Annotated in this window: 17 protein-coding genes; 3 read left to right on the forward strand and 14 right to left on the reverse strand. The window is 58.8% G+C overall.

The window, feature by feature from the left end:
* Positions 1–9: 9 nt before the first annotated feature.
* The 12 genes from recD to rppH all read right to left on the reverse strand — a co-directional run bounded on the left by recD (position 10) and on the right by rppH (position 18766).
* On the reverse strand, positions 10–1848 hold the full coding sequence (gene recD, locus SOM48_RS09955) for an exodeoxyribonuclease V subunit alpha (RefSeq protein WP_320511861.1): 1839 nt from the start codon (positions 1846–1848) through the stop codon (positions 10–12).
* Positions 1845–5393: an exodeoxyribonuclease V subunit beta gene (gene recB, locus SOM48_RS09960; RefSeq protein ID WP_320511862.1), complete on the reverse strand. Its 3549-nt coding sequence runs from the start codon at positions 5391–5393 to the stop codon at positions 1845–1847. Before recB ends, recD begins: the two co-directional genes overlap by 4 nt.
* Positions 5386–8274 carry a pitrilysin gene (gene ptrA / locus SOM48_RS09965; protein ID WP_076769144.1) on the reverse strand — a complete coding sequence of 963 codons (2889 nt, stop codon included), beginning with the start codon at positions 8272–8274 and terminating at the stop codon, positions 5386–5388. Before ptrA ends, recB begins: the two co-directional genes overlap by 8 nt.
* Before the next feature lie 152 nt (positions 8275–8426).
* Complete coding sequence (recC, locus tag SOM48_RS09970; RefSeq protein WP_320511863.1) at positions 8427–11798, reverse strand: exodeoxyribonuclease V subunit gamma; 3372 nt, start codon at positions 11796–11798, stop codon at positions 8427–8429.
* A gap of 12 nt (positions 11799–11810) precedes the next feature.
* Entirely contained in the window at positions 11811–12134 is a 324-nt protein-coding gene (locus tag SOM48_RS09975) for a prepilin-type N-terminal cleavage/methylation domain-containing protein (RefSeq protein ID WP_042713398.1), read from the reverse strand.
* Positions 12119–12526, reverse strand: coding sequence for a DUF2509 family protein (locus SOM48_RS09980; protein ID WP_320511866.1), 408 nt, complete (start codon positions 12524–12526; stop codon positions 12119–12121). Before SOM48_RS09980 ends, SOM48_RS09975 begins: the two co-directional genes overlap by 16 nt.
* Entirely contained in the window at positions 12523–13086 is a 564-nt protein-coding gene (locus SOM48_RS09985) for a prepilin peptidase-dependent protein (RefSeq protein ID WP_315081304.1), read from the reverse strand. Before SOM48_RS09985 ends, SOM48_RS09980 begins: the two co-directional genes overlap by 4 nt.
* Complete coding sequence (locus tag SOM48_RS09990; RefSeq protein ID WP_320511867.1) at positions 13080–13541, reverse strand: prepilin peptidase-dependent protein; 462 nt, start codon at positions 13539–13541, stop codon at positions 13080–13082. The genes SOM48_RS09985 and SOM48_RS09990 overlap by 7 nt, the downstream gene beginning before the upstream one ends.
* Positions 13542–13726: 185 nt before the next feature.
* Entirely contained in the window at positions 13727–14521 is a 795-nt protein-coding gene (thyA, locus tag SOM48_RS09995) for a thymidylate synthase (RefSeq protein WP_042713402.1), read from the reverse strand.
* Between the two features lie 6 nt (positions 14522–14527).
* Complete coding sequence (lgt, locus tag SOM48_RS10000; RefSeq protein WP_042713403.1) at positions 14528–15403, reverse strand: prolipoprotein diacylglyceryl transferase; 876 nt, start codon at positions 15401–15403, stop codon at positions 14528–14530.
* 573 nt (positions 15404–15976) lie between these two features.
* A complete protein-coding gene (ptsP, locus tag SOM48_RS10005) occupies positions 15977–18223 on the reverse strand; it encodes a phosphoenolpyruvate--protein phosphotransferase (RefSeq protein ID WP_023481129.1) in 2247 nt (748 codons plus the stop codon).
* A gap of 12 nt (positions 18224–18235) precedes the next feature.
* A complete protein-coding gene (gene rppH, locus SOM48_RS10010) occupies positions 18236–18766 on the reverse strand; it encodes an RNA pyrophosphohydrolase (RefSeq protein WP_034813806.1) in 531 nt (176 codons plus the stop codon).
* Positions 18767–19446: 680 nt separating this feature from the next.
* On the opposite strand from rppH, the gene mutH reads away from it, so the two are divergent.
* The 3 genes from mutH to SOM48_RS10025 all read left to right on the forward strand — a co-directional run bounded on the left by mutH (position 19447) and on the right by SOM48_RS10025 (position 21721).
* Positions 19447–20139, forward strand: a complete 693-nt coding sequence (gene mutH / locus SOM48_RS10015) for a DNA mismatch repair endonuclease MutH (protein WP_320511868.1) — start codon at positions 19447–19449, stop codon at positions 20137–20139.
* 189 nt (positions 20140–20328) lie between these two features.
* On the forward strand, positions 20329–20547 hold the full coding sequence (locus SOM48_RS10020) for a YgdI/YgdR family lipoprotein (protein WP_023481134.1): 219 nt from the start codon (positions 20329–20331) through the stop codon (positions 20545–20547).
* A 133-nt stretch (positions 20548–20680) separates the two neighbouring features.
* Positions 20681–21721 (forward strand): NADP(H)-dependent aldo-keto reductase, encoded by a 1041-nt coding sequence (locus tag SOM48_RS10025; protein ID WP_023481132.1) that lies wholly within the window; start codon positions 20681–20683, stop codon positions 21719–21721.
* Between the two features lie 3 nt (positions 21722–21724).
* Here the strand turns inward: SOM48_RS10025 and lplT are convergent, their stop codons facing one another.
* Both lplT and aas read right to left on the reverse strand, forming a co-directional pair.
* On the reverse strand, positions 21725–22936 hold the full coding sequence (gene lplT, locus SOM48_RS10030; protein WP_094421932.1) for a lysophospholipid transporter LplT: 1212 nt from the start codon (positions 22934–22936) through the stop codon (positions 21725–21727).
* Positions 22911–25070, reverse strand: a complete 2160-nt coding sequence (gene aas, locus SOM48_RS10035; protein ID WP_320511869.1) for a bifunctional acyl-ACP--phospholipid O-acyltransferase/long-chain-fatty-acid--ACP ligase — start codon at positions 25068–25070, stop codon at positions 22911–22913. Before aas ends, lplT begins: the two co-directional genes overlap by 26 nt.
* Positions 25071–25333 lie beyond the last annotated feature (263 nt).

Consider the following 25333-nt stretch of genomic DNA (forward strand, 5'->3'; position numbering starts at 1 on the left):
CGGGGCGTTTTATTTCAGGGCGCTGAACAGCGCTTCAAGACCGCTGCGCCGCTCGGTGCGGGTGGCAATCGCCTGGCCCAACACGCGCTCATCGGCATAGAGCGAGAGCCGTTTACGTGCGCGAGTAATCGCGGTGTAGACCAGCTCGCGCGTCACCACCGGCACGTTTTGCGCAGGCAGGATCAGCGCGGCGTGATCGAACTCCGAGCCCTGCGATTTATGCACCGTCATCGCCCAGGCGGTTTCATGCTCCGGCAAACGGCTTGGCTGCACCGACTTGATCTTCCCGCCGGGTAGCGGGAACCAGACGCGCATCCCCTGCCCCTGATCCAGCGCAATGCCGATATCACCGTTGAACAGCCCCAGCGCGGAGTCGTTGCGCGAAATCATCACCGGCCTGCCGTGATACCAGCGCGAGAAGGGTTGGCGGGTAATTTTACGCTGACGCACCAACGCCAGCTCAAGCCGTTCATTCAGCCCGCTGACGCCAAACGGCCCCTCGCGCAACGCGCAGAGCAGCTGGTACTCGCCGAAGGCGGCGATAATCGCTTCCGGCTCGGCGTGGCCCTGCACCAGCGAGAGATAGTGCCCATAGCCTGCCAGCGCGTCGTCAATCATCTCCTGATAGGCCTCGGCGCTGTTAAGCGGTTTCCGCTCAATATCCTCAAAACCCTGGCTGAAGACTGCCTGGGTGGCGCGCTTATCACCGCGGTTAACCGCGGCGGCCAGTTGCCCGATGCCGGAGTGGCTGCCGAAGCGGTAACTTTTTTGCAGCAGGCAGAGGCTGTCGCGCAGCGCGGTGGCGGCCTCGCCTTCGCCTGCGGGCACTTTCGCACCGGTTAAGCGTGAGAGTTGCGCCGCGCGCGTCGCACTGTACCCGGCATTTACCCAGGCGCAGATATCCCCCAGCACCGCACCGGCCTCAACGGAGGCCAGCTGATCGCGATCGCCGAGGAAGATCACCCGCGCCCGCGGCGGCAGGGCATCAATCAGCCGCGACATCATCGGCAGGTCAATCATTGACGCCTCATCCACCACCAGCACGTCCAGATGCAGCGGGTTGAGCGCGTGATGGCGCATGCGCTGGCTTCCCGGCTGTGCGCCGAGCAGCCTGTGCAGCGTGCTGGCCTCATCCGGCAGCAGCGCTTTTTGCGCCTCATCAAGCGGTAGCTGGCGCAGCGCGTTGCCGAGGGATTCGGTTAACCGCGCGGCGGCTTTACCGGTGGGCGCAGCCAGGCAAATACGGCAGCGGCTGCCATTGAGCGTTTGTACCAGCGCCGCCAGGAGCTTCGCCACGGTGGTGGTTTTACCGGTTCCCGGCCCGCCGGAGATCACCGAAATTCGCCGGGTAAGCGCCACGGCGGCGGCGACTTTTTGCCAGTTCACATCGGCTTCATTGTCTGGCGGAAAGAGTGAGGCCAGCGCCTCAGAAAGGCGTGCTTCATCCGCCTCATCAACGGCTTCCTGTGCGGCAAAGAACTCCGCGACGCGTCGCTCGTTCCACCACATACGGTTCAGGTAGAGGCGCGCATCGTGCAAAATAATCGGCGTTGCGCCGCTGCCGTCGCCAACTGCCGGTGAGGCAAGCAGCAGTGCCTGCCAGTCGTCGGGCGGCCCGGCCATCTCAAACAGCTGGCGTGCGAGCGGCGAATCGCTGCCGAACACTTCGGGCGTCAGGCGTGAGAGCGGCAAACAGACATGCCCCTCTCCGGCATCGCGGCTCAGTAGCGCCGCGGCCAGCAGCAAGGCGGGCTCTTCCGTGCCAGCCACCGTCAGGGCAAACTGCACGTCCAGCGGACGCAGCAGCTTCTGCTCCATCGCTTCTTGCAGTAAAGCCTGCACATTCATGGCGTCATCTCCGGTACTTCACCTGCAAACAGGGTATCCATGCGGGCGATCAGCGCCGCCTCCGGGCGGGTGGTGAAAATCCCCTGCTCCGGTTGCTGCGCCTCCACGCCGCGTAAAAAGAGGTAGATCACACCGCCGAAATGGCGCTCATAGTCATAATCGGCGATGCGGTGGCGTAGATAGCGGTGCAGCGCCAGGGTATAGAGCTGGTACTGCAAATCGTAGCGATGGGACTGCATGGCTGCCGCCATCGCCTCTTGCGTATAGGCCTGCGCGTTTTCGCCAAGCCAGTTGGATTTGTAATCGAGCAGGTAGTAGCGCCCCTGATGGCGAAACACCAGGTCGATAAAGCCCTTCAGCATCCCGCGCACGTCGCGAAAATCGAGCGGCGCGCAGCCGGCCGATAGCGGATCGTAGCGGCGGATCAGGCTATCGAGCGCCTCTGCGCTCAGCGTGGCGCTGATGGGCAGGTAAAACTCCATCTCGACCTGTTTATCGTTGGCCGTCAACTGGCTAAGAGAGACTCCCGCTGGGGTTAGCGGCGCGTGCAGCACCGTCTCCAGCCAGCTGCTCAGCACCGGTTGCCAGTGCTCCTCATACCCAGCCACCAGCAGCTTTTCCGCCACCCACTCCGGTGATACCGGCTGGGTGAAGTCAATATCTTCAAACAGACTGTGCAAAAAAGTGCCCGGCGCTGCGCCGCGCGGAAACTGGTGCGGCGTCAGCATCGGCTGGGTCTGCACCTCGCGCTCGCCTGCGGCGTCGACATCCAGACGCGGGAGCAGATCCTGAGCAAGGCCGTGACCGCGCTGCTGTAAGCCGGAGTAACTGGTCACGCGCCAGTCATCGGCGACCCGGCGCATCACTTCGCGCACGCTGAGCGCGGGCGGCTGCGGCTGCGGTAACTCCCAGCGCTCGGTGTCCGGCGTTGGCGGTATGGCCAGCACAATCTCTTCATTGCAGATCGCTGCCAGCGCCTGACGCAGCCCGGCGGCGTCCAGCGCTTCTCCTTTCTGAATCAGCCGACCCAATGCGCTAAGGTGGAAATCAGTTGGCCCGCTCTTCTCGCCACGCCGGCGAAACAGCGGCGCAATGCCCAGACTGCAGTGCCATACCGAGCGGGTCAGTGCCACATAGAGCAGGCGTAAATCTTCCGCCAGCCGCTCCGCCTCTGCCAGCTCAATGCTCTCTTCGGCATGGCTGAGATCGAGCACCGCGTTAAACGAGGCGCGATCGTGATAGAAGCCCTGGTCCTGTACGCGGAAGTTGGCGATAAATGGCAGCCAGACCAGCGGGTACTCAAGGCCTTTCGATTTGTGGATGGTGACAATCTGCACCAGGTGCTTATCGCTCTCCAGACGCATCTGCTCGCTGGCGGCGCTGGTGTTCGGCTCGGCGATGTGCTGCGTTAGCCAGCGTGTAAGTGCGTGCTCACTCTCAAGCTGTGTGCCTGCTTCCTGCAACAGCTCGCTGACATGCAAGATGTCCGTTAAGCGCCGCTCTCCGCCGGGCGTGGCAAGCAGGTTTTCCGCTACGTTACGCGCGCTCATCAGCGTGCGCAGCATCGCCATCACGCCGCGTTTTTGCCACAGCTCGCGATAGTGGGAGAACTCTTCAACCACCCGATCCCAGGCATCTTCATCAAGATTGAGCGCGTCGATATCCCGCGCCGTCAGCCCGAGCATCGAGGTTGCCAGCGCGCTGCGCAGCGTGTTTTCACGCTCCGGCGTCAGCACCGCATGCAGCAACCAGAGCAGCTCCTGCGCTTCCGGCGTTTCAAATACGCTGTCGCGGTTGGAGAGGTAGACAGAGGGAATGCCGAGCAGCGTCAGCGCATCGCGGATAAGCGACGCTTCATGGCGGCTGCGCACCAGCACGGTGATATCCGAAGCTTTTACCGGCCGCGCTTTATCCCCTTCGTAGAGCAACGCATCGCCTTTCTGCCCGGCGCTGAGCCAGTCACGGATCTGCGTCGCGCAGAGCTGGGCCATAAAGCTCTGGTAATCACCGACGCCAACGCCTTCGCCCTCCATTAGCCACAGCTTCATCGACGGCTGGCTTTCTCCCTTCACCGCAAAGCGCAGGCCGCTGTTTCGCGCAGCCGCTTTTACCGGCAGGAAGGGGATCTGGCGGAACATAAACGCATCGTCCATCTGGCTAAAGAGCCGGTTGACGCTGGCGATCATCCCCGGCGACGAGCGCCAGTTGGTGTCGAGGGTGTAGCGGGCGCTCACTTCGTCGCGCGCTTTCATATAAGTGAAGATATCAGCGCCGCGAAAAGCGTAGATTGCCTGCTTGGGATCGCCAATCAGCAGCAGGCCACACTCGGGCTGATTCAGCCAGATACGGCTAAAGATGCGGTACTGCTGCGGGTCGGTATCCTGAAACTCATCAATCATCGCCACCGGAAAACGGGTGCGGATAGCCGCAGCCAGCGCCTCGCCGTTCGGGCTTTGTAAGGCGTGATCGAGCCGGCTGAGCATATCGTCAAAACCAAGCTCACCGCGGCGGCGCTTCTCTTTTGCGACCGCGTCGCGGATTTCGTGCATCGCGCGGGTCAGCACCAGATCGCTCAAGGTCAACGGCTGCGCCAGCAGCGTTTCGATGGCGACAAACAGCGGATGCTCCGGCACCACGCCGCCCGCTTTGGTGCGCTGGGCGAGAAACGCCTGCGAGAACTTCTCCAGCGCGTCCGGTAGCAGATAGGTACTGGTCTCCTCCTGCGCCCAGGCGGAGATCTTCTCAATCCATTTTCCCTGGTTGCCGCGGTTGAACTTGCGCCGGTCGATGCCGGAATTTTCCAGCAGCGGCTCCAGTTCACTGACGGAGTCGAGCCACTGACGTTTCACCGCATTAATCTGCGAGACAATCTGCGCATGGCGCGACGCGAGGGTCTCCTCCTCCGGCGGCGGCGATTTGATCTGCGGGGCTTCTCCCTGCAAATAGCGGTCGATGGACCTGAGCAGATCCTGCGGCCCCTTCCACAAATCGTGGATCACCTGCGCAATATCGCGCGGCAGCGGGTAGCAGTGGCGACGCCAGAAGTCTGCGCAGGCCTGATAGCGCAGCAGGGTTTCATCTTCCAGCAGTTTCAGTTCAAACAGCATGCCGGATTCAAAGGCGTTGAGGCTGAGCATGCGCTGGCAAAAACCGTGAATAGTAAAGACAGCGGCTTCATCCATCTGCCGCTCCGCCAGCATCAGCCAGTGGGCGGCCTGCTGTTTATCCTCAATCTCTGCCAGCAGGCTGGCGTAGAGCGGGTTGTCGCTGCTTTCGCGCAGGCAGGCAATACGAAGCTCATGGATGTTGCTGCGAATACGCCCGCGCAGCTCTTCCGTTGCCGCTTCGGTGAAGGTGACCACCAGCAGCTCTTCGACGTTGAGCGGGCGGGGAAAGGCGGCATTGCCGCCAAGCCCGAGTAACAGCCGCAGATAGAGCGCGGCGATGGTGAAGGTCTTACCGGTGCCCGCCGAGGCTTCAATCAGGCGCTCGCCGGTAAGCGGCAGGCGCAGGGGATCAAGGGTCTCAGCGGTCGTTTCACTCATTTTTCTCGCTCATCAAGGGTAAGGATTGCTGCAAAGCGCTGGCGTCCTTCCACACCTTCCAGCCGTCAGGGCGGGCGTAGTCGGCTTTTCCACTCTGGCTTCCGGAGATCTGTGACAGTATCGCCATACCTTGCGGCTCAACCACCGCCTGATGGAAGAAGTCCGCAAGTTTTTGCGGCGTCAGCGCTTTTATTTGGGCCACTACTTTATCACGTGAATCGAAGCGCATATTGCCGCGATCGAAATCTTTGCTCAATTTGGAAGCCTCCTCGCCTAATGTCTGCGGCGCTTGCAGCATTTGCGCAATGACGCCCTGCTGGATCTGCGCAAACTCCTCCGGCTTCATCGCGCGCAGGCGCGCTTCAGCGGTCGGGAAGAAGGCTTTATAGCGCTCCCAGAGCCAGGCGGGCTGCTTCTCATTGCTCTGCAACAGGAAGCCCATTCCCCACTGGCGGCCAACATTGATGGGGAAAGCAAAGACGGCATAACCGAGCTGCTCTTCGGTGCGCAGCTGGTTATAGAACCACGGCTGCACAATCTGCCCGAGCATCGCGCTGTACGCCGAGCTGCTGTACTCATCGAAACCGGTCGGCACAAAGACGGCAGCCAGCGCGGAATCGGTGCTGTTGCCCGCTTTCTCAAACATGGCGCTCTGCTTTTTATCCACCAGCACATCTTTGTTGCGGCACCATTCGTTACCGCTGGTGCCAAGCTGTTTTTGCACGTTGCGGGCCAGATCTTTCGCCTGCTGTTCGCTCAGGTTACCCACCACCAGAAACTCCGGGCGCGCATTCTGCTTCAGCGCATCGCGATAATGAAGAATGTCCTGCACGGTGATCGACGGCAGCAGCGCACGGCGCGCTTCGCGCGGGAAATAGGGCACCTGCGATATCATCTGCACCGGCATAATCGCCTGGTCAAACGCTTTACCCTTCTCCGCCGAGGCCATCATTCTGCTGTACCAGGATTTCGCCTGCGTCAGCTGCTCCTCGGTGGGCGTATAGCTGAAATACCCCTCCAGCAAGGCGCTGAAGAGCTGCGGCAGGCGCTGCGTGTAGCCGTTGGCATTTAGCATCAAACCGTTATTAGCATTGGTGGAGAAGCCAATGCCGCCGACCGCAGCCTGGTTACTAAGCTGATCGAGCGCCAGCCCTGCCAGGTAATCATTTAAGGCAAACATTACCTGATTTTTCGCACTGTCCATCGCCTGCGGATTACGCAGCACTACGCTGACATCCGCGCGCGGTTCATTGGCGAAGTAGCGGCTTGGCATGTAGACCACGCGCAGCGCCGGTTCATCAACAATAAGCTCCGGGTGCGTGTATTTTTTCGCCGGGGTAATCAGCGAGAAGTCATCCGGAATATAGGGGTTAAGCTCCGGGAATTTCAGATCGATCCCCGCCTCATCTTTTTGCCAGGCGGCAAAGCGATCAGGGGTAATTTTCTCCACCTGGTAAGGCGCATCAACAAAGTAGGCTTTTTTGTTGTGCGGCTCATCGGGGCTGATATACCAGATACGCGCGTTTTGCGGCGTCATCTCATCAAGGCGTGCCTGTACCGCTTTAGCATCAAACTGGTCGGCAATGTTGACGGAATCGAGAGTGTGAGCAACCGGCACGCGGATCATCGTGTCGGCGAGCCACTCAACGTAATCCATATCGCGGGTGATCGACGGGTAGCGGAAATCGAGATCGAGAATGTGCGCCAACTCGTCGAAATAGCGCTTATCGATCCCCTTTTCGCGCAGCAGTTGCAGGTAGCTGAAGATGGCGGCGACCACCCGATCGCGGTTCGCCAGCCCTTTATCCGTCAGCGTGGCGGAGATGGCCAGCACGCCGCTGTTGCCGTTGACTACCGGGTCGGAGTCACCGCGAATCCCCTCAACCAGCCCCTGGCTTTGCAGCCAGTCCGAGAGCGTGCCCGGGCTGCGGTTGCCAATCAGATAGGTAATCAGCTCGTCGGTTTTGCTGCGAAAGGCCGCCGTGTTGTTATCAATACGAAACTCAACGCGCAGCAGCTTGTTCGGCACTTCCGGCACGTAATGAATAATGATGCCTTTTTGCGCATCCGTTACCACCGGCACAGTAATCTCAGGCCGGGTGATATTTTTGTTGGGAACCCGGCCATAGGTCTGCACCGCGAGCGTCGCCAGCTCGTTAAGCGGGCGATTGCTGTAAATCACCGCTTTCATCAGGTTGGCCGAATAGAACTTATCGCGAAACGCCAGCAGCGCGTCATGCACCGGGCTGCCCGGTTTATCGCTGAGGGTTTCAAGGTTGCCGCCGGAGAAGCGCGCGCCAGGGTGAGCGGGGTTAATGGTCTCCGCACTCACCTGCGCCATGCGCATGCCGTCACGGGTACGCGCCATGGTCAGCTCCGCGTTGACCGCGTTACGCTCCCGCTCGGCGTACTTCTTTGCCAGCAGCGGCTCGGCGATGGCATCGGCTAAACGATCCACCGCGCCGTCCAGCGCGTCGTTCTCCACTTCCAGATAGTAAGCGGTGCGATAAGGCGCAGTGCTGGCGTTGTGGCTACCGCCGTGCATTTTGAGGTATTCAGCGAGGCTGTCTGGCTGCGGATACTTTTTCGACCCCATCAGCGTCATGTGCTCAAGATAGTGAGCAAGACCTGGGTGGCTATCGGGATCTTCAAGCGAGCCGACCGGCACAACCAGCGCCGAAAGGGATTTGACCGCCTGTGCATCCGAGACCAGCAGCACGACCATGCCGTTATCAAGGCGGATCGCCTGATACTGCCGCGTATCTTTGTCACTCTTACGGATAGTTTCTTTAACAGGCTGCCAGCCGGTGTCAGCCTGACTGAGTGGCGCCCACAGGGCAAAAAACAGAACGAAGATAGTTAACCAGGTGCTGCGGGGCATTCACGAACCTCATCATTAACTTTTCCTGCTCCCCCGATAACCGCCGGAGTAGCAGGTAAATGTGTGCTGACAGCGTCAGCACGCGTGTTATATCAGTCCGTGACCGTCGCGCATAATAAGGGATGGCTCCCCTCTGCGCAATTTTTATACCGTCAGGCGGGCTGATTGTGTCGATAAAGCGGTAACAGGAAACGTTGCGTCTGCGCGGTAATCTCTGCGAAGTACTCCGGCTCGAGGGTTCGCCACAGACGCTGATACCAGACATCGGCACCTTCTCCGCTGACCACCATGTTGCCTTCATACGCCTGCAAAAATTTGCTCTGCGCTTTTTGCAACGTCTCGTCGTCCTTTACCATGGCATCATTTGCCGCGTCATAACAGGCTTTTATCCACGCGCCGCCGCTTTCCGGTAGCAGTAGCAAGGGTTTCGCCATCCCTTCGCGGTAGCCTTCGATCATTAACGCCAGATAGCGCAGCGCCTCTTCGGGCGGCAGCGGCGGGAAGCGCCACTGACCATCTTTGCGCACAAAGAGACGGCTCTCTCCCGTTCCGCCACTGGCACAGTAGACAAGATGTTCCAGCCAAAGTTGCAGCCCCTGCGAGACCTTAAGCTGCGATGGACGCCAGCGCAGCAGCCCGTCCGGCTGCACGTGGGCCAGCCATCCGGTCAGGTGAACACCCGCGCAGTGCAGGTCGATTTCGAGGCTGCCTGCCGGTTGACGATGCTCAATAACGCGGCTGGCCAGCGCCTGCATCTCTTTGCACTGCGTCTCCCAGACAATCTCACCAAACGCCCCGTATGGCAGCACACCCGCAGCCCGATAACGGCGGAACAGTTTTTCCGCATCCTGCTCTTCAACCAGCGCATTCAATAACTCGTTATTAAGCTGGTAGCGATCGAGTCCATCCAGAATAAAGGGCTCGGCGTCAGGAATATCGCTCTCTTCAGGGCGGAAATTGACCCGCAGACGCATCTGGAAGAAGGCTCGCACCGGGTGCGCCCAGAAGCGCTGAAGCTGGTCAAAGGCCAGCGTCTCAAGCGCAGGCGTCTCCAGCGTCTGGATAAAGGGCAGATGCTCTTCGCCCTGCAGGCTGGCAGCAGGCAGCCAGTCGCGGGCATAGCTCTGCCACTCATCCACCGTATAGTTAGCCGGATCGAACGGCATGCGAGTATGCAGATGGGTGATATGTGCCTTTACCCGCCGCTCGCTTTCGTCGCAGTTGAGAGACTCATCCCCCGGCAGATGGTGGCTCTGGCCGATATAGTCCACCAGTTCCTGCACCAGCACCGAAGGAAAACGCTCTTTGTTATCCTGGATCGAACGGCCTATATAGCTGATATAGAGCTGCTGCTGGGCGGAGATCAGCGCTTCCAGGAAGAGATAGCGGTCATCATCACGGCGGCTGCGATCGCCGCGCTGCGGTTTCTGGCTCATCAGATCAAAGCCGAGCGGAGGAAGCGTTCGCGGATAGATGCCGTCGTTCATCCCCAGCAGGCAGACCACCTTGAAGGGGATCGAGCGCATCGGCATCAGCGTACAAATATTGACGGGGCCAGCGAGGAAGCGCTGGCTGATGCGCTCCTGATCGAGGCGCTGAGCCAGCTCATCACGCAGCAGCGAGAGCGGGACCGCTTCGCCATAGCTCGCGCCAACGCCCTGGGCGATGATCGCCTGCCACTGCTGCTCAATCAGCGCCAGTGCGGCTTCGGTCTCCTGATCCGGCAGGAAGAAGTCATTAAGCATCTCCCGGCACACCGGTAGCCACTCCTCCAGCGGGCGCTCTTCGGCAAGACCCCGACGCCAGATATTGAGCTGCATCAGCAGCGAGGCCAGGTGACCGACCAGCTCCGCAATCAGCCCGCTCGACTCGTCATAAGGAAGAATTGACTGCCACTCGCCCCGGTGGCTCTCCATGGCGTAGCCGAGCAGCATGCGCGTCAGGCCAAACTGCCAGGTGTGCTGCCCGGTTGGCGGCAGTTCGAGCTCGCGGACGTTGTCATCATCCATCCCCCAACGAATGCCGGACTCGTTTACCCACAGGCGCAGGTAGCGCAGCCCCTCTTCGGTAATGTTGAAGCGGGCCGCCAGCACCGGCACATCCAGCAAGGCCAGCACATCTTCCGAGACGAAGCGGCTGTCCGGCAGGGATAAGAGGCTGATAAAGGCTTGCAGCGCGGGGTGGGCCTGGCGCGCGCGGCGGTCGGATACCGCATAGGGAATGTAGCGCTCACCGCTGGCGCTGCCGAACACCGCCTGAATATAGGGGCTGTAGCTGTCGATATCTGCCACCATCACCACGATATCGCGCGGCGTCAGCTCCGGATCCTCCTCCAGCATCGCCAGCAGGCGATCGTGCAGTACCTCCACTTCCCGCTGCGGGCTGTGGCAGATATGCACCGTAACGCTGCGATCCTCTGGATCGAGCGGGCGTTTCTTATCGCTGCGCGCGAACTCCTCTGCCGTGACGCCAGCTACCGCACTGTTTTGCAGCTCAAGGATGTCGTACTTCAGGTTTTGCAGCAGCGAGCGCGGGGTGATGTCGACAAAGGCATCCAGCTCTTCATAGCGCTCCATCCCCGCAAGCAGAAAGATGTTGTCGCGCCCCAGCTTGCCCCAGGAGGCCAGCAGCGGATTACCCACATCCTGCTCGCCTTCGCCATTGAACAGACCTTCCGCGCTTTGTGTATCGCGGAAAAGAGGAAACTGGCGGTCATCCCGGTGATGGCGGCGGCGGCGCGTGACGAGCCGTGCGAGAAACGCCGGGTCTTTGATATCGCCCCAGTAATAGCGACAGGGGTTAGTAAACAGCAGATGGACATCAATATGCTTGCCCAGCGCCTGCAGGGCTTGCAGGTAGACTGGCGGCAGCGCGGAGATGCCGCAGATAAAGACGCGGGCAGGCAGCCCGGCTGGCGGCTCTTTCGCCGATTCAAGCCGGGAGATAAAGCGCTGATAGAGGTTGGCGCGGTGCCAGTGGGGCTGGCCTAACTCGCGGGTATGCTCAACCAGCGCGCGCCAGAGCGGCGCCTGCCAGCGCTGCGCATCGTCCAGCCCGTCAACCCGTTCACCCGCCTCCCAGCGCGTCAGCCACTCCGGGCGATAAACCAGATACTGATCGTAAAGATCCGCCACGCGTGAGCAGAGCTGGAACAGTTTGCGCTTGTCATCATCATCGTGGAGATAGTGATGCAGCATGGCAAAATCTTCATGCTCCAGCAGCGCAGGCAGCAGCGACATCAGCTTCCAGCTCATACTCTGTTTGTTAAAGGCGCTCTCTTTGGGAATGTCCTCCAGGACGGTAACGAACATCTCCCAGATAAAGCTCGCGGGCAGCGGAAAGGTGATATTGGCAGCGATGCCAAATTTTTGCGCCAGGGTCATCTGCAGCCACTGCGCCATCCCGGTGCTTTGCACCATGATCACTTCCGGCGCAAAGGGATCGTCGAGCCTGTCATGCTCAACGATAAACTCCATCAGTGCTTCAAGCACATCCAGACGATTGGAGTGATAAACCCTTAACATACGTGCTCCTGGCTACTGACTATTTGGGCAAAAAAGTTGCGTCATTTTCCCCTGCCTGCCCAGCGGCGAGATAACGGTGACGTTGATGCTGACACATCCTTCTGTTGTTGTCTGCCCCCGTGAAACCTGCCAGCCCGAAGGGAGCGGCGTCGCGTGAGGTTGAGCTTGCTGCCATGCATAGCGCCAGAGCTGTCGCCACTGGCTGGCGGTGGAAAACCCGGCGGACAGCGCGCGATGATACCCGCCAAGGGCAGTGACCACCATCACCATCAGCACCATCGCCAGCAGGACTTCCGTCAGGCTGAAGCCCCGCTCCCGGTTCAGGGAAGTTGACATAATGCGCTCTCCGTAAGCGGGCAGAAATCGCTCCAGCCATGGGGCGAGAAGCGAACCTGCTCACCATCTACACGCCCCAGCCGCCATAATGCCGCTTCTGCGCTGGCGGCGATCAGCAAAGCGGAGCCTTCGGCAAAAATACGCAGGCAGCTTCGCACGCCTTCTGCATCAGGCTGCTGGCATTGCAGCGCAGGCTCTGACGGCCATCGCCTGTGCCGCGCCGCCTCCATCGCCGATGAAATCTCTGCGGTGCGGCGAATCCCTTGCCCTTCACGATTGACCCGCCAGATATGGCTGGTTAGCTGCTGGCTAAGGCCGTTGAGCATCAGGCTACCCAGCAGCAGCAACAGAAGCACCAGCGCCAGGGAGGATACGCCACGCTGCCGATTCACAGGTTATACCCGGTGACGGTTAGCTCGCCGCTCACCGTTTTCTCAGCAGCGCCCGGCAGGCTGGCGGCAAGCTGGATCGTGAGCTGCGGCGCTAAACCTACCGTCCGGCGTTGGGTCACGCTAAAGCGCCCGATGTGCATCTGCGCGGGATCGGTGACTTTTTCCCACCCTCTCCCGGTGCAGGAGGTCGCACCGCGTAGCGTTTCCAGCGCGCCGTTCTGCAGGCGAAAGGCCGTTTGTTCGGCGTCATTACTGGGTGCGCCCTCCCAGCGACCATTGCTGTTGGCATCCCACTGCGCAATGACGCACTCCCCTTTGGCACTAATAAAAAGTGGCTGACCATTACAGCTACCGTTGCAGTAACCCGCGCGCTGCAGGTGTTTAGCGACGGCCCGCAACCTCTGCCAGAGGTCGTCCTCAATAGTCTGCAGCCGGGTGTGCTGCATAAGGGCAATCTGTAGACCGGGCAGAAAGCGGGCGGAGGCAAGCAGCAGCACGCTACCGATGGCCATTGCCAGCAGCGTCTCCAGCAAGGAAAAACCACGCTGAGCGTTTAACATACACTCCCTCCTCCAGGCTGACACATCCTGATCCTCCCCCATGCAGAGACCACCACCCGCCACTCACCGGCGCTGCTGCGCAGGCGAATATGCCCCGGCCAGGCGGTATTGCGTAAACCATAAAAACCGAGCGATGGCGTGACATCAGCCAGCGTAACGTCTGGCCAGGCCGGGCGCATCATTAACGACTGCTGCGCTGAGCAACGCGCCGCCGGTGCGTTAAGCAAGCACCACTGCTCCCCTTCCCGCACGCTGTAAACAACCTGCGACTGGTTGCGCCAGTTGGCCTCCTCCCGTAAGCGCTCAAGGAAATGGCGCGCCTGCAGGGCCGTTTGCCACAGCCGCTGCTGCGCTTGCCAGCTCTGCCAGCCGGAAATCCCCGCTGCGCTGAGAATGACAATCAGCGCCACGGCAACGAGGGTTTCAATCAATGTAAAGCCATCTTCTTTTTTCATGGCGGCAGTCTGTCGCCGGGAGAAAAATTCGTCGAGGAGGAAAAGGCAGGTTTACGAGGCGTTACGCAAGGAAAAAAGAGGATTGCAGCGGGTTACAAAAAGCCTGGAAGCTGTGCCGAAAAAGCGATTTGCAGGCAAAAAAAAACCGGCACGTTAACGCGCCGGTTGTGTCAGGCTAAGCGAGGTCAGATAGCGACCGGCGCTTTGATCGCAGGATGCGGATCGTAGCCTTCGATTTCGAAGTCTTCGAAACGGTAATCAAACAGTGAAGCGGGTTTACGTTTGATTACCAGCTTCGGCAACGCGCGCGGCTCGCGGCTCAGTTGCAGATGCGTCTGCTCAAGGTGGTTGCTGTAGAGGTGCGTGTCGCCACCGGTCCAGACAAAGTCACCCGGCTCAAGATCACACTGCTGCGCCATCATATGCACCAGCAACGCGTAGCTGGCGATATTGAACGGCAGGCCGAGGAAGACGTCGCATGAACGCTGGTAGAGCTGGCAAGAGAGCTTGCCATCTGCCACATAGAACTGGAAAAAAGCGTGGCACGGAGCCAGTGCCATTTTATCCAGTTCGCCGACGTTCCACGCCGAAACGATAATGCGGCGCGAGTCCGGATCGTTTTTCAGCTGCTCAATGACCGTTGAAATCTGATCGATATGGCGACCGTCCGGCGTCGGCCAGGCGCGCCATTGTTTGCCATAGACCGGGCCCAGATCGCCATTTTCATCGGCCCATTCGTCCCAGATAGAGACCTTGTTCTCACGCAGGTAGGCAATGTTGGTATCGCCCTGCAGGAACCACAGCAGCTCATGAATAATTGAACGCAAATGGCAGCGCTTGGTGGTCACCAGCGGGAAGCCGTCCTGCAGATTAAAACGCATCTGATGGCCAAAAATAGACAGCGTGCCTGTCCCGGTGCGGTCATTTTTCGGGGTGCCTTCGTTAAGCACCTTTTGCATCAACTCTAAATACTGTTTCATGGTTCCTCAGGAAACGTGTTGCGGCGAACGATGGCGGTACGCCCAGATCATCATGATGGCGCCTGCAATAATCATCGGAATGGAGAGGATCTGCCCCATGCTAATGTACTGCACCCACTCGCCGGTAAACTGCGCGTCGGGCTGGCGGAAAAACTCAACGATGATACGGAACGCGCCGTAGCCAATCAGGAACAGGCCGGAGACCGCGCCGGTCGGGCGAGGTTTACGGATAAAGAGGTTAAGAATGATAAACAGCACCACGCCTTCCAGCGCCAGCTCATAGAGCTGGGACATGTGGCGCGGCAGAACGCCGTAGGTATCAAAAATCGATTGCCACTCAGGATGAGAAGGCAGCAGCGCCATATCCTCTGCGCGCGAGCCAGGGAACAGCATGGTGTATTTGAAGGAGGGATCGACACGGCCCCAGAGCTCGCCGTTAATAAAGTTACCCAGGCGACCGGCACCGAGGCCAAACGGGATCAGCGGCGCGATAAAGTCGGCGACCTGGAAGAAGCTGCGTTTGGTGCGTTTAGCGAAGATGATCATCACCACGATCACGCCGATTAAGCCGCCGTGGAAGGACATGCCGCCGTCCCATACGCGGAAGAGATAGAGCGGATCGTCGAGGAAGAGCGGGAAATTGTAGAACAGCACGTAGCCGAGACGACCACCGAGGAACACCCCGAGGAAGCCTGCGTAGAGCAGGTTTTCAACTTCGTTTTTGGTCCAGCCGCTGTTCGGGCGGTTAGCCCGGCGGGTTGCCAGCCACATAGCGAAAACAAAACCGACCAGATACATCAGACCGTACCAGTGCAGGGATACGGGTCCGATGGAGAAAATCACCGGATCAAAATCCGGAAAATGCAGATAGCCACTGTTCATCTGTCACCACAACTTGTTGTTATTCCGCCGAAAGTGGACAGCGGTACACCGACGCAGTCGCGCCTGGCGGCCGCTCCAAAGCTGCGAATCATAGCATAAGGCACACCAGGCAGGTTGCCGCTATGTTGTAAAAGTTATGTATAAACGAAACGGGTGCAGGCGGAGGTTCTGCGCAGAGCCCTTGCCGGATGGCGCTTGCGCTTATCCGGCCTACAAAAGGCAAAGCACGGTGCGCAACCTCTGCCGGATGGCGCTGCGCTTATCCGGCCTACGAAAGGCAAAGCCCGCTGCGTAGCCTCTGCCGGATGGCGCTTACGCTTATCCGGCCTACGAAAGGCAAAGCCCGCTGCGTAGCCTCTGCCGGATGGCGCTTACGCTTATCCGGCCTACGAAAGGCAAAGCCCGGTGCGCAGCCTCTGCCGGATGGCGCTGCGCTTATCCGGCCTACAAAACAATGCTTATCCGGCCACCGAAGAAGGTCTGCCCTGGTAGGCCTGATAAGGCGAAGCCGCCATCAGGCATATTGCCCACAGAGCCGAAAGGCCGGCTCTGTGGGCAATACTAAACCGTCGCTTAAATCCCGCCGCGGATCAGCCCGCCGAGGCCGCGCCGCTCCATAAAAGCTGCAATCTGGTGGCGCACTTCGGTTGTCAGCTGGGACTCCAGCGCACGCTGTGCCAGCGCCTGGACCTCCTCGCAATCAATGCGGCGCAGCAAATATTTGATACGCGCCACCGAGCGACCATTCATGGAAAGATGCCGGTAGCCCATGCCAATCAGCAGCGCGACGCACATCGGATCGCCGGCCATTTCTCCGCATAAACAGAGATCGATCCCCAGCCGTTCAGCTTCGCCTGAAATCATCGCCAGCGCGCGCAGCACCGCCGGGTGCAGGCTGTCATACATATTCGCTACACGGGTATTGTTACGATCGACAGCAAGAATGTATTGGGTTAAGTCATTGGTGCCGACAGAAATAAAATCGACGCGGTTAACCAGGTGCGACAGCATAAACACCATCGAGGGGACTTCCAGCATCACGCCAATGCGCGGTTTCGGAATGGCATAACCGATCATCTCTTCCACTTCCCGCCCGGCACGCTCAATCAGCCTGCGCGCCTCATCCACCTCATCAATGCTGGTGATCATCGGCAGCAGAATGCTGAGGTTGCCGGTTGCAGCGTTTGCCCGCAGCATTGCGCGCACCTGGATCAGGAAGATCTCCGGCTGATCGAGGGTAATTCGAATGCCGCGCCAGCCAAGACAGGGGTTCTCTTCGCTTATCGGCATATAGGGCAGCTGTTTGTCGGCGCCGACATCCAGCGTACGCAGCGTCACCGGCTTGTCGTTGAACATCTGCAACATGCCCTGATACTGCGCCACCTGCTCCTCTTCGGAGGGGAAACCGCTTTGCAACATAAAAGGAATTTCAGTGCGGTAGAGCCCAATGCCGTCGATTCGCTTGCCCAGCTTCTCTTCATGGGCAGGGCTTAACCCGGCGTTGAGCATCACTTTAACGCGCTCGCCGCTGCTTAAGCGGGCTTCGAGGTTAACGTCATCTTCGGCAAGACGGCTTAACTCATTCTCTTCCGTGATGAGACGCTGGTACTCCTGCAGCAATACCGGTTCAGGATCGACCAGCAGCTCACCACGATAGCCGTCAACGATCAGCGTCCGCCGATGCAGCGCTGAAGGCTGAATATCGGCCCCCATAACCGTAGGAATGCCCAGCGCGCGCACCATAATCGCGGCATGGGAGTTGGAGGCGCCATCGCGCACCACCACGCCCGCCAGCCTGTCATGGGGCAACTCGGCAAGCGTCGTTGCAGAGAGTTCGTCTGCCACCAGCACGAAGCGTTCCGGCCAGCTATTCGGCCCCTGAATATTGTCATCGAGATGGAACAGCAGGCGCTGACCTAGGGCGCGCAGATCGCCCGCGCGCTCTTTCAGATAGCCATCACTGAGGGCGGCAAACTGCGCGGCAAAGCTCTCAATAACGGTTTTTACCGCCCACTCGGCGACCACACCGCGGTCGACCTCTTCAAATAGCTCGCGGCGAAGACGCGCATCGGAGAGCAGGTGCGAATAGAGGTCAAAGATCGCCGCCGTCTCTTTTTGTGCGCCAGCGGAGAAGCGCTTACTGTAGCGACGAAACTCATTTGCCGCCTCTTCCAGCGCGGTCGTTAACCTTTCCCGCTCAAGGGAGGTATCCAGCGTTGAAGCCGGGTAAACCTGCTCCATCAACGGCAGCGTTTGATCCATCCACCCTTCGGCAATCGCCACGCCGGACGAGGCAGGCAGCGCACGAATACGGGTCTGACGATACTGGCCAAACAGGGCGGTTAGCTGAGACTGGGAAAGAATACCCGCCATCTGGGTGGCGAGGGTAACGAGGAAGGACTCTTCGCTCTCGTCGTACTGGCGAATTTCGCGCTGCTGCACCACCAGTACGCCAAGCAACTGGCGGCGCTGAATGATCGGCACACCAAGAAAAGCGCGAAACCGCTCCTCTTTCACCGAGGGGATAAATTTAAAGCTGGGGTGCTTTTGCGCGTCGGCAAGGTTGATAGGCTCCGCCAGCCTGCCTACCAGGCCGACGATACCTTGATCGAATGCGAGCGTAACAGTGCGGCCGCGCGGCTTTTTCAAACCGCGCGTCGCCATAAGATAGAAACAGCGCCTGTCGTGATCTGCGAGATAGACCGAACATACTTCGGTTTCCATCGCCAGACAAACGTCGGTAACCAGTATCTCCAGCGCTTCGTTAAGACGTGGCGCGCTGGCAACTTTCTCAACAATCTCTCGCAGTCGGGTGAGCATAATGTGGGTGGCTTAACCTCGTTTCCGTCGCCAGGCAGGCGCGCTTTGCGGCTTCACAGGGGTCTCCTGAAGCGCCAGCACAGCGGCTGCAAACTCTTTCATCACCCGCCGGTAGACGTCGCGTTTAAACGACACAACCTGGCGAACAGGATACCAGTAGCTCACCCAACGCCAGCCATCAAACTCGGGTGTACTGCTGGTTTGCATATTGATATCGCTGTCGTTGCTCATCAACTGCAAAAGAAACCATTTCTGTTTCTGGCCGATGCAAACCGGCTTTGTGTCCCAACGCACCAAACGTTTCGGTAACTTGTAACGCAACCAGTTACGGGTAGAAGCAAGGATACGAACATCTTTACGACTTAAGCCCACTTCCTCGAACAGCTCCCGGTACATGGCCTGCTCCGGAGATTCTCCAGGATTGATTCCCCCCTGGGGAAACTGCCATGAGTGCTGTCCGAAGCGTTTGGCCCACATGACCTGACCCTGTCGATTACAGATTACGATTCCCACATTTGGGCGGTAGCCATCGTCATCAATCACCGGACTACCTCAAAATAAACCTGAATAAAGCGATTGTTTCACACTCCCGGAAAACGGTAAACCACTCTATGACAGGGAGATAAACGAATAACAATTGAATAACTCACAGTTATCATCACACTTATAAACAGACCCGCATCATGCCGAGGGGTTTTATTCACCTTTTCTGTGGATAGAGTTGTGAAGAAGTATGGAATTACCCAGGGAAAACCCAGAGTAGTCTGAATAATGGCTTAAGATGCGCAAAAAATTACTCTCCGTAATTCATTGGTTTAGTGCATCGAAAACCCCTTTCCACTGCCGTTTTGTGACGATCGTCACGCTTAGGATCCTGGCGTTGATGAAAGATCGAGCAGAGCCGAATTTATCCACAGATTATGCCACTAAGTTAGGCACATTTTGTGCAAAAATTCGATTTTGCTCCCGCGTCAAGGCTGTAAATGGAAACAGTAGTCGTGGTTATTCCCACTTATCCCACTTTTCTGTGGATAACAGGGTGTAAGATCCTGTTCATTGTCAGTGACCAGATTTGGAAAACCTCGCGGCCTGTTGCGCAACACGCGAACCGCTCTGCTAAATTAGCTTATAAATCATTGCATTGCTCTTTTTTCCCTGAACAAGATAAACTTCTGCCGTGCGGTGGAAAACTGCTGTCTATTTTTTAACCAAAAGGTTTTAGCATGTGTGTAATCGCCCCTCTCACCTCTCCTCCCGAAACCGAAGCGCAGCTGCTGGCTCAGGCGCAGCGGCTGGCAGGCTATACGTTAGGCGAGCTGGCTGAACTGGCCGGAATGCCGACGCCGCGCGATCTGAAGCGCGATAAAGGGTGGATCGGCGTGCTGCTGGAGCGCTGGCTGGGAGCGAGCGCAGGCAGTAAGCCGGAGCAGGATTTTGCGGCGCTGGGCGTGGAGCTGAAAACTATCCCGATAGATCCGCTGGGCGGTCCGCTGGAAACCACCTTTGTCTGCGTAGCACCACTGACCGGCAACACAGGCGTGGTGTGGGAAACCAGCCATGTCCGCCATAAGCTTAAGCGCGTCCTGTGGGTACCTGTCGAGGGATCGCGCACCATTCCCCTTGCTGAGCGTCGGGTGGGATCGCCGCTGCTCTGGAGCCCGGACGCCGATGAGGAGCAGCAGTTGCGCCAGGACTGGGAAGAGTTAATGGATCTGATTGTGCTCGGCCAGGTCACGCGCATTACCGCCCGTCATGGGGAAGTGCTGCAGCTGCGCCCGAAAGCGGCCAACAGTAAAGCGTTAACCGAAGCCATCGGCGAGCACGGCGAGCCGATTCTGACCCTGCCGCGCGGTTTTTATCTGAAAAAGAACTTTACCCGTGCGCTGCTTGCGCGCCATTTTGCGTTATCGATATAGTCTGTTTTAGCCGCTAAATCGCTGCGTAACAGCGTGCACCGGCGCTTAACGAAACGCCCTCGTCTTATAACGGTGTAATTGGCGGTTTGCGCCCTCTCAGCAATAATTTTCAGATAATCCCGCTTTTTCATCGCATAAGGGCACGTTATTACTACACTTCTGTGAGGAAAAGCCGAGAGGATACGAACGATGAAGAAGTGGGCAGTGATTATTTCCGCGGTCGGGCTGGCATGCGCCGTCAGCGGTTGCAGCAGCGATTATGTGATGTCGACCAAAGACGGCAGAATGATTCTGACGGATGGTAAGCCGCAGATTGATGATGACACCGGACTGGTGAGCTATCACGATCAGCAGGGCAACAAAATGCAGATTAACCGCGATGACGTATCCCAGATTATTGAGCGTTAAAAATTCCCTATAAAGGTCAGTAACCTGCTGGCCTTTAATCCATTTTTTCCTTTCCCTTTTGCTTCCCCTCTGCCATGGTTATATTCCTTTGTCAGCTCAACTGACGTGGCATGTTTGTTTAAGGAAGCCGGCTATGCACTATCACCGTATCCCCCACAGTTCGCTTGAAATAAGCACCCTCGGGCTGGGCACAATGACGTTTGGTGAACAAAACAGCGAAGCCGACGCCCATGCACAGCTTGATTACGCAGTCAGCCAGGGCATTAACCTGATTGATGTCGCAGAGATGTACCCCGTCCCTCCGCGCCCGGAAACCCAGGGCCTGACGGAAACCTACGTCGGCAACTGGCTGGCGAAGCGCAACAACCGCGAAAAACTGGTTATCGCCTCGAAAGTGAGCGGCCCGAGCCGCAACAGCGATAGCGGCATTCGCCCGAACCAGGCACTCGATCGCAAAAATATCCGCGCCGCGCTTGATGAGAGCCTCAAGCGCCTGCAAACCGATTATCTCGATCTCTACCAGGTTCACTGGCCGCAGCGCCAGACCAACTGCTTTGGCAAGCTGGGCTACAGCTGGGTTGAGAGCGCGCCGGTCATCACCTTACTGGAAACGCTGGAAGCCCTTACCGAGTGCCAGCGCGCCGGTAAAATTCGCTATATCGGCGTCTCGAACGAAACGGCGTTTGGCGTGATGCGTTACCTGCAACTGGCGGAGAAGCACGAGCTGCCGCGCATTGTGACGATCCAGAACCCCTACAGCTTGCTGAACCGCAGCTTTGAGGTGGGTCTGGCGGAAGTGAGCCAGTATGAGGGCGTTGAACTGCTGGCCTACTCCTGCCTGGCGTTTGGTACGCTGACCGGCAAATACCTGAACGGTGCGAAACCGGCAGGTGCACGCAATACGCTGTTCAGCCGCTTTACCCGTTACAGCAGCGAGCAGTCACAAAAAGCGGTAGCGGCCTATGTCGATATTGCGAAACGGCACAATCTCGATCCGGCGCAGATGGCGCTGGCCTTCGTGCGCCGTCAGCCCTTCGTCGCCAGCACCCTGCTGGGCGCGACGACGATGGAGCAACTGAAAACCAACGTTGAGAGCCTGCATCTGGATTTGAGCGATGAGGTGATCGCGGAGATCGAGGCGGTGCATCAGGTCTACACCTACCCCGCTCCGTAAAACTTACCGGCGGCGCTGCCAGATCCACAGCGCCGCAATCGCCAGCGCAAACAGCACACCAAACCCGATACCGGTTCCCACCACCGGCACGCCCACTTTAATGGCCAGTGAGTAAAGCCCCAGCATCAGCAACATGGCGGTGTTTTCACCGAGGTTCTGCACGGCTATGGCGTTGCCCGCACCGACGGACTCCTTGCCAATCGCCTGCAACAGCGCGTTGAGCGGCACCACGAAGAAACCGCCGAGCACGCCAATCAGCATCAGCACGCCATAAGCAGGCAGCAGAGCGTGCTGCAGCGAGAAGATCACCACGGCGATACCGATCAGCACCCCGGCTGGCATGCAGCGGGAGACTTTTTCCAGCGTCACCAGCTTCGCCGCCAGCCCGGCACCGACCACAATGCCGACGGCAACCATCGCGTTGAGGTAGGTTGGCGTGGCGTTATCCGTCAGGCCGAGCGCTACCGGCACCCACAGCACCAGCAGGAAACGCAGCGTCACACCCGCGCCCCAGAAGAGGCTGGTACCCACCAGCGAGAAGCGGGTTTCGCCGTTCTGCCACAGGCTTTTGCAGGCGCTAAAGAAGCTGGCGGTCATCGGCCCAAAGCGCCACGAGCGCCCAGGGCGCGCCGCAGGCAGTTTCGGGATCATCAGGTTAGCTACCACCGCCCCGGCGTAGACCAGCGCACAGACGCCGACCGCCGCCAGCACATGCCAGTCGGCCAGCACGCCGCCCGCGACCGAGCCAATCAGGATCGCAGCAATGGTCGATGACTCCATCAGGCCATTCGCCTTCACCAGCTTATCGCCGGTGGTGATCTCGCCGAGAATGCCATACTTCGCCGGAGAGTAGGCCGCTGCGCCAATGCCCACCAGCAGGTAACCGACAAACGGGTTAACCCCTACGCAGATGCTCGCCGCGCCCAGCAGTTTCAGGGCGTTGGCAACCATCATCACGCGCCCTTTGGCAAAGCTGTCAGCCACCTGGCCGACAAACGGTGCGAAAAGAATGTAAGCACCCACAAACACCATTTGCAGAACAGGCTGGCTCCAGTCGGGGTAAAACTCCGCTTTCAGCAGCGCCAGCGTGGCAAAGAGCAGTGCGTTATCGCCAAATGCCGAGAGAAACTGGGCGGCAATCACCGCCATCATTCCTCGCGATAAGAGCGGCGAGTTAGCGCTTACTGACTCATGCGTGTTCGGTTTCTGCCTCATCCACCACTCCTTTCAGGGTCACGAAATCGGGCTTGCCGCTGCCAAGCACCGGCAGCTGTTTCAGGAAACGGATATCACGCGGGACGGCCAGCTCCGGCACGCCCTGCGCGCGCGCCTGCTGTTGCAGCTTGTCGCGTGTCAGTTCGCTATCGGTAGTGAACATCACCAGCGCCTCGCCTTTGCTGGCGTCGCTTTTCACCACGGTGGCGTGCATTTTCTCCGGCGAAACGGCCTGCGCCAGCTGCTCCACCATCTCCAGCGAGATCATCTCGCCGGCAATCTTGGCGAAGCGTTTTGCGCGGCCCTGGATCTGCACAAAGCCCTGCTCGTCGAAGCGCACGATATCGCCGGTGTCATACCAGCCCGGCTCCATCTCCCCGTTAATGTTTTCCGCCATTGGCGCTTCCAGCACGCCGGGGTTTTCCACCCGCAGATAGCCGGCCATGATGTTTGGCCCTTTCAGTTGCAGGCGGCCCCCCTCTTCAATGCCCGGCACCGCCATTAAGCGCGCGTCCATGCCCGGCAGGATGCGCCCGACGGTGCCCGGTTTCGCCGCCATCGGTACGTTAATGGAGACCACCGGCGCGCACTCGGTCACGCCGTAGCCTTCAAGGATGCGCAGGCCAAACTTGTCCTGCCAGATCTGGCGGGTGCTCTCCTGCAATTTCTCCGCCCCGGCAACCACATAACGCAGGCGGTAAAAATCATACGGGTTAGCGAAGCGAGCGTAGTGACCGAGGAAGGTCGATGTGCCAAACAGCACCGTGCAGTTACGGTCATAGACCAGCTCCGGCACAATGCGGTAATGCAGCGGGCTCGGGTAGAGGAAGACCTGCGCGCCGGTAAACAGCGGCGTCAGCAGGCCAACCGTCAGGCCGAAGGAGTGGAAAAGCGGCAGCGCCGACATAAAGCGGTCATTGGCAGTGAAATCGGCAATGGTGCGGATCTGCTCGACGTTCGCCAGCAGGCTCTTATGGCTGTGCACCACCCCTTTCGGGTTGCCCTCGGAGCCGGAGGTAAAGAGGACCAGCGCCGGATCTTCCGGTTTCTGCTCCACCTGCGCGCGGTGCGGCATCAGCAGATGGCGGAAAATCCACAGCTTATCTTCAAAGGTGACATCCCCTTTCAGATCTTCGAGATAGACCCAGCGCACCTGGGTAAGTTGCTCCGGCAGATGCCACAGCTTGCCCTTATCCATAAAGGTGCGGGAGGTGAAGATGGTTTTGATTTGCGCCGCGGTAATCGCGCTGCTCATCCCTTTCACCCCGGCGGTGTAGTTCATCATCGCCGGAATGCGCCCGCGCGCAATGGCACCAAAGATCACCGCCGCGCTGATGCCAGCGTTCGGCAGCATCAGGCCGATTTTCTCGCCCTGCGCGCTGTATTTATCGAGGATGCGCGCCACAAAGAGGGTTTTGGTCAGCAGCTTGCGGTAGCTGTCCGGCGTAAAGTTGATATCTTCCACGCAGGGCTTGCTGGCACCGTAACGGTACTGGGCGCTGAGCAATGCTTCGAACAGCGTTTCGCGCGGGCGCACCGCCATGCGGGCTTCCATCATAATCTGGTGCAGCATTTCGCCGGCAATCTTGCGGCGGTCACGCGCGCGCGGCGCATCCGGCATCGGCAGCTGCGTCGGCGGCAGAATATGCAGGGTAATGCGCGGGAAGAGGCGCTGTTTAACCAGCCCTTTCAGGCGGCTGAAGAAGGTCAGCTCCGCGCCATCAATACGCAGCGGGATGACCGTCGCGCCGGATTTCGCGGCGACAAAACCGGCCCCTTCATAAATCTTCATCAGCGAGCCGGACACGGAGATGCGCCCTTCCGGGAAAATCACTACCGGGCGGCCTTCGCCAATCAGGCGAACCAGATGTTTAACTGACATGGGCTTGGTCGGGTCGAGAGGGACAAAATCGATGATTTTGCTGACCCAGCGCATATACCACTGCTCGCTAATTGAGGTGTAGACCGCAAAGACCGGACGCCCGGGAAGGAACAGCGCCAGTAAAATGCCATCAATAAATGAGACATGATTGGGGGTGATTAATACCCGGTCGCCGTTTAAAGGCGCGGTATCGCCGGTCAGCTGTACACGGAACAAGACGCGAAACAGGCCGCGGAAAAAGCCCAGTAGCATTTCAACTCCTTTTGCCAGTCATTGAGGCATGTGATTCAGAGTCTGGCAGATTACATGAGAAGTGCGGAGGGATAAAACGCAGGCAAAAAAAAACCTGCGCGTCCGCGCAGGTTGGTGCAATCAATAAGTACGAAAAGCGTACTGAATAAATCACCAATCAATACCTCTGGGACGTCGATTGTCACCTGCGCCTGGATGCGCTACCAGCGGGAAAAAGCAAGAGAATGAGCCGAAGTGAAACGAGGTGTGTCGATTAGCGATTA

The sequence above is a fragment of the Kosakonia sp. CFBP8986 genome (assembly GCF_034044935.1).
GTDB lineage: Bacteria > Pseudomonadota > Gammaproteobacteria > Enterobacterales > Enterobacteriaceae > Kosakonia > Kosakonia cowanii.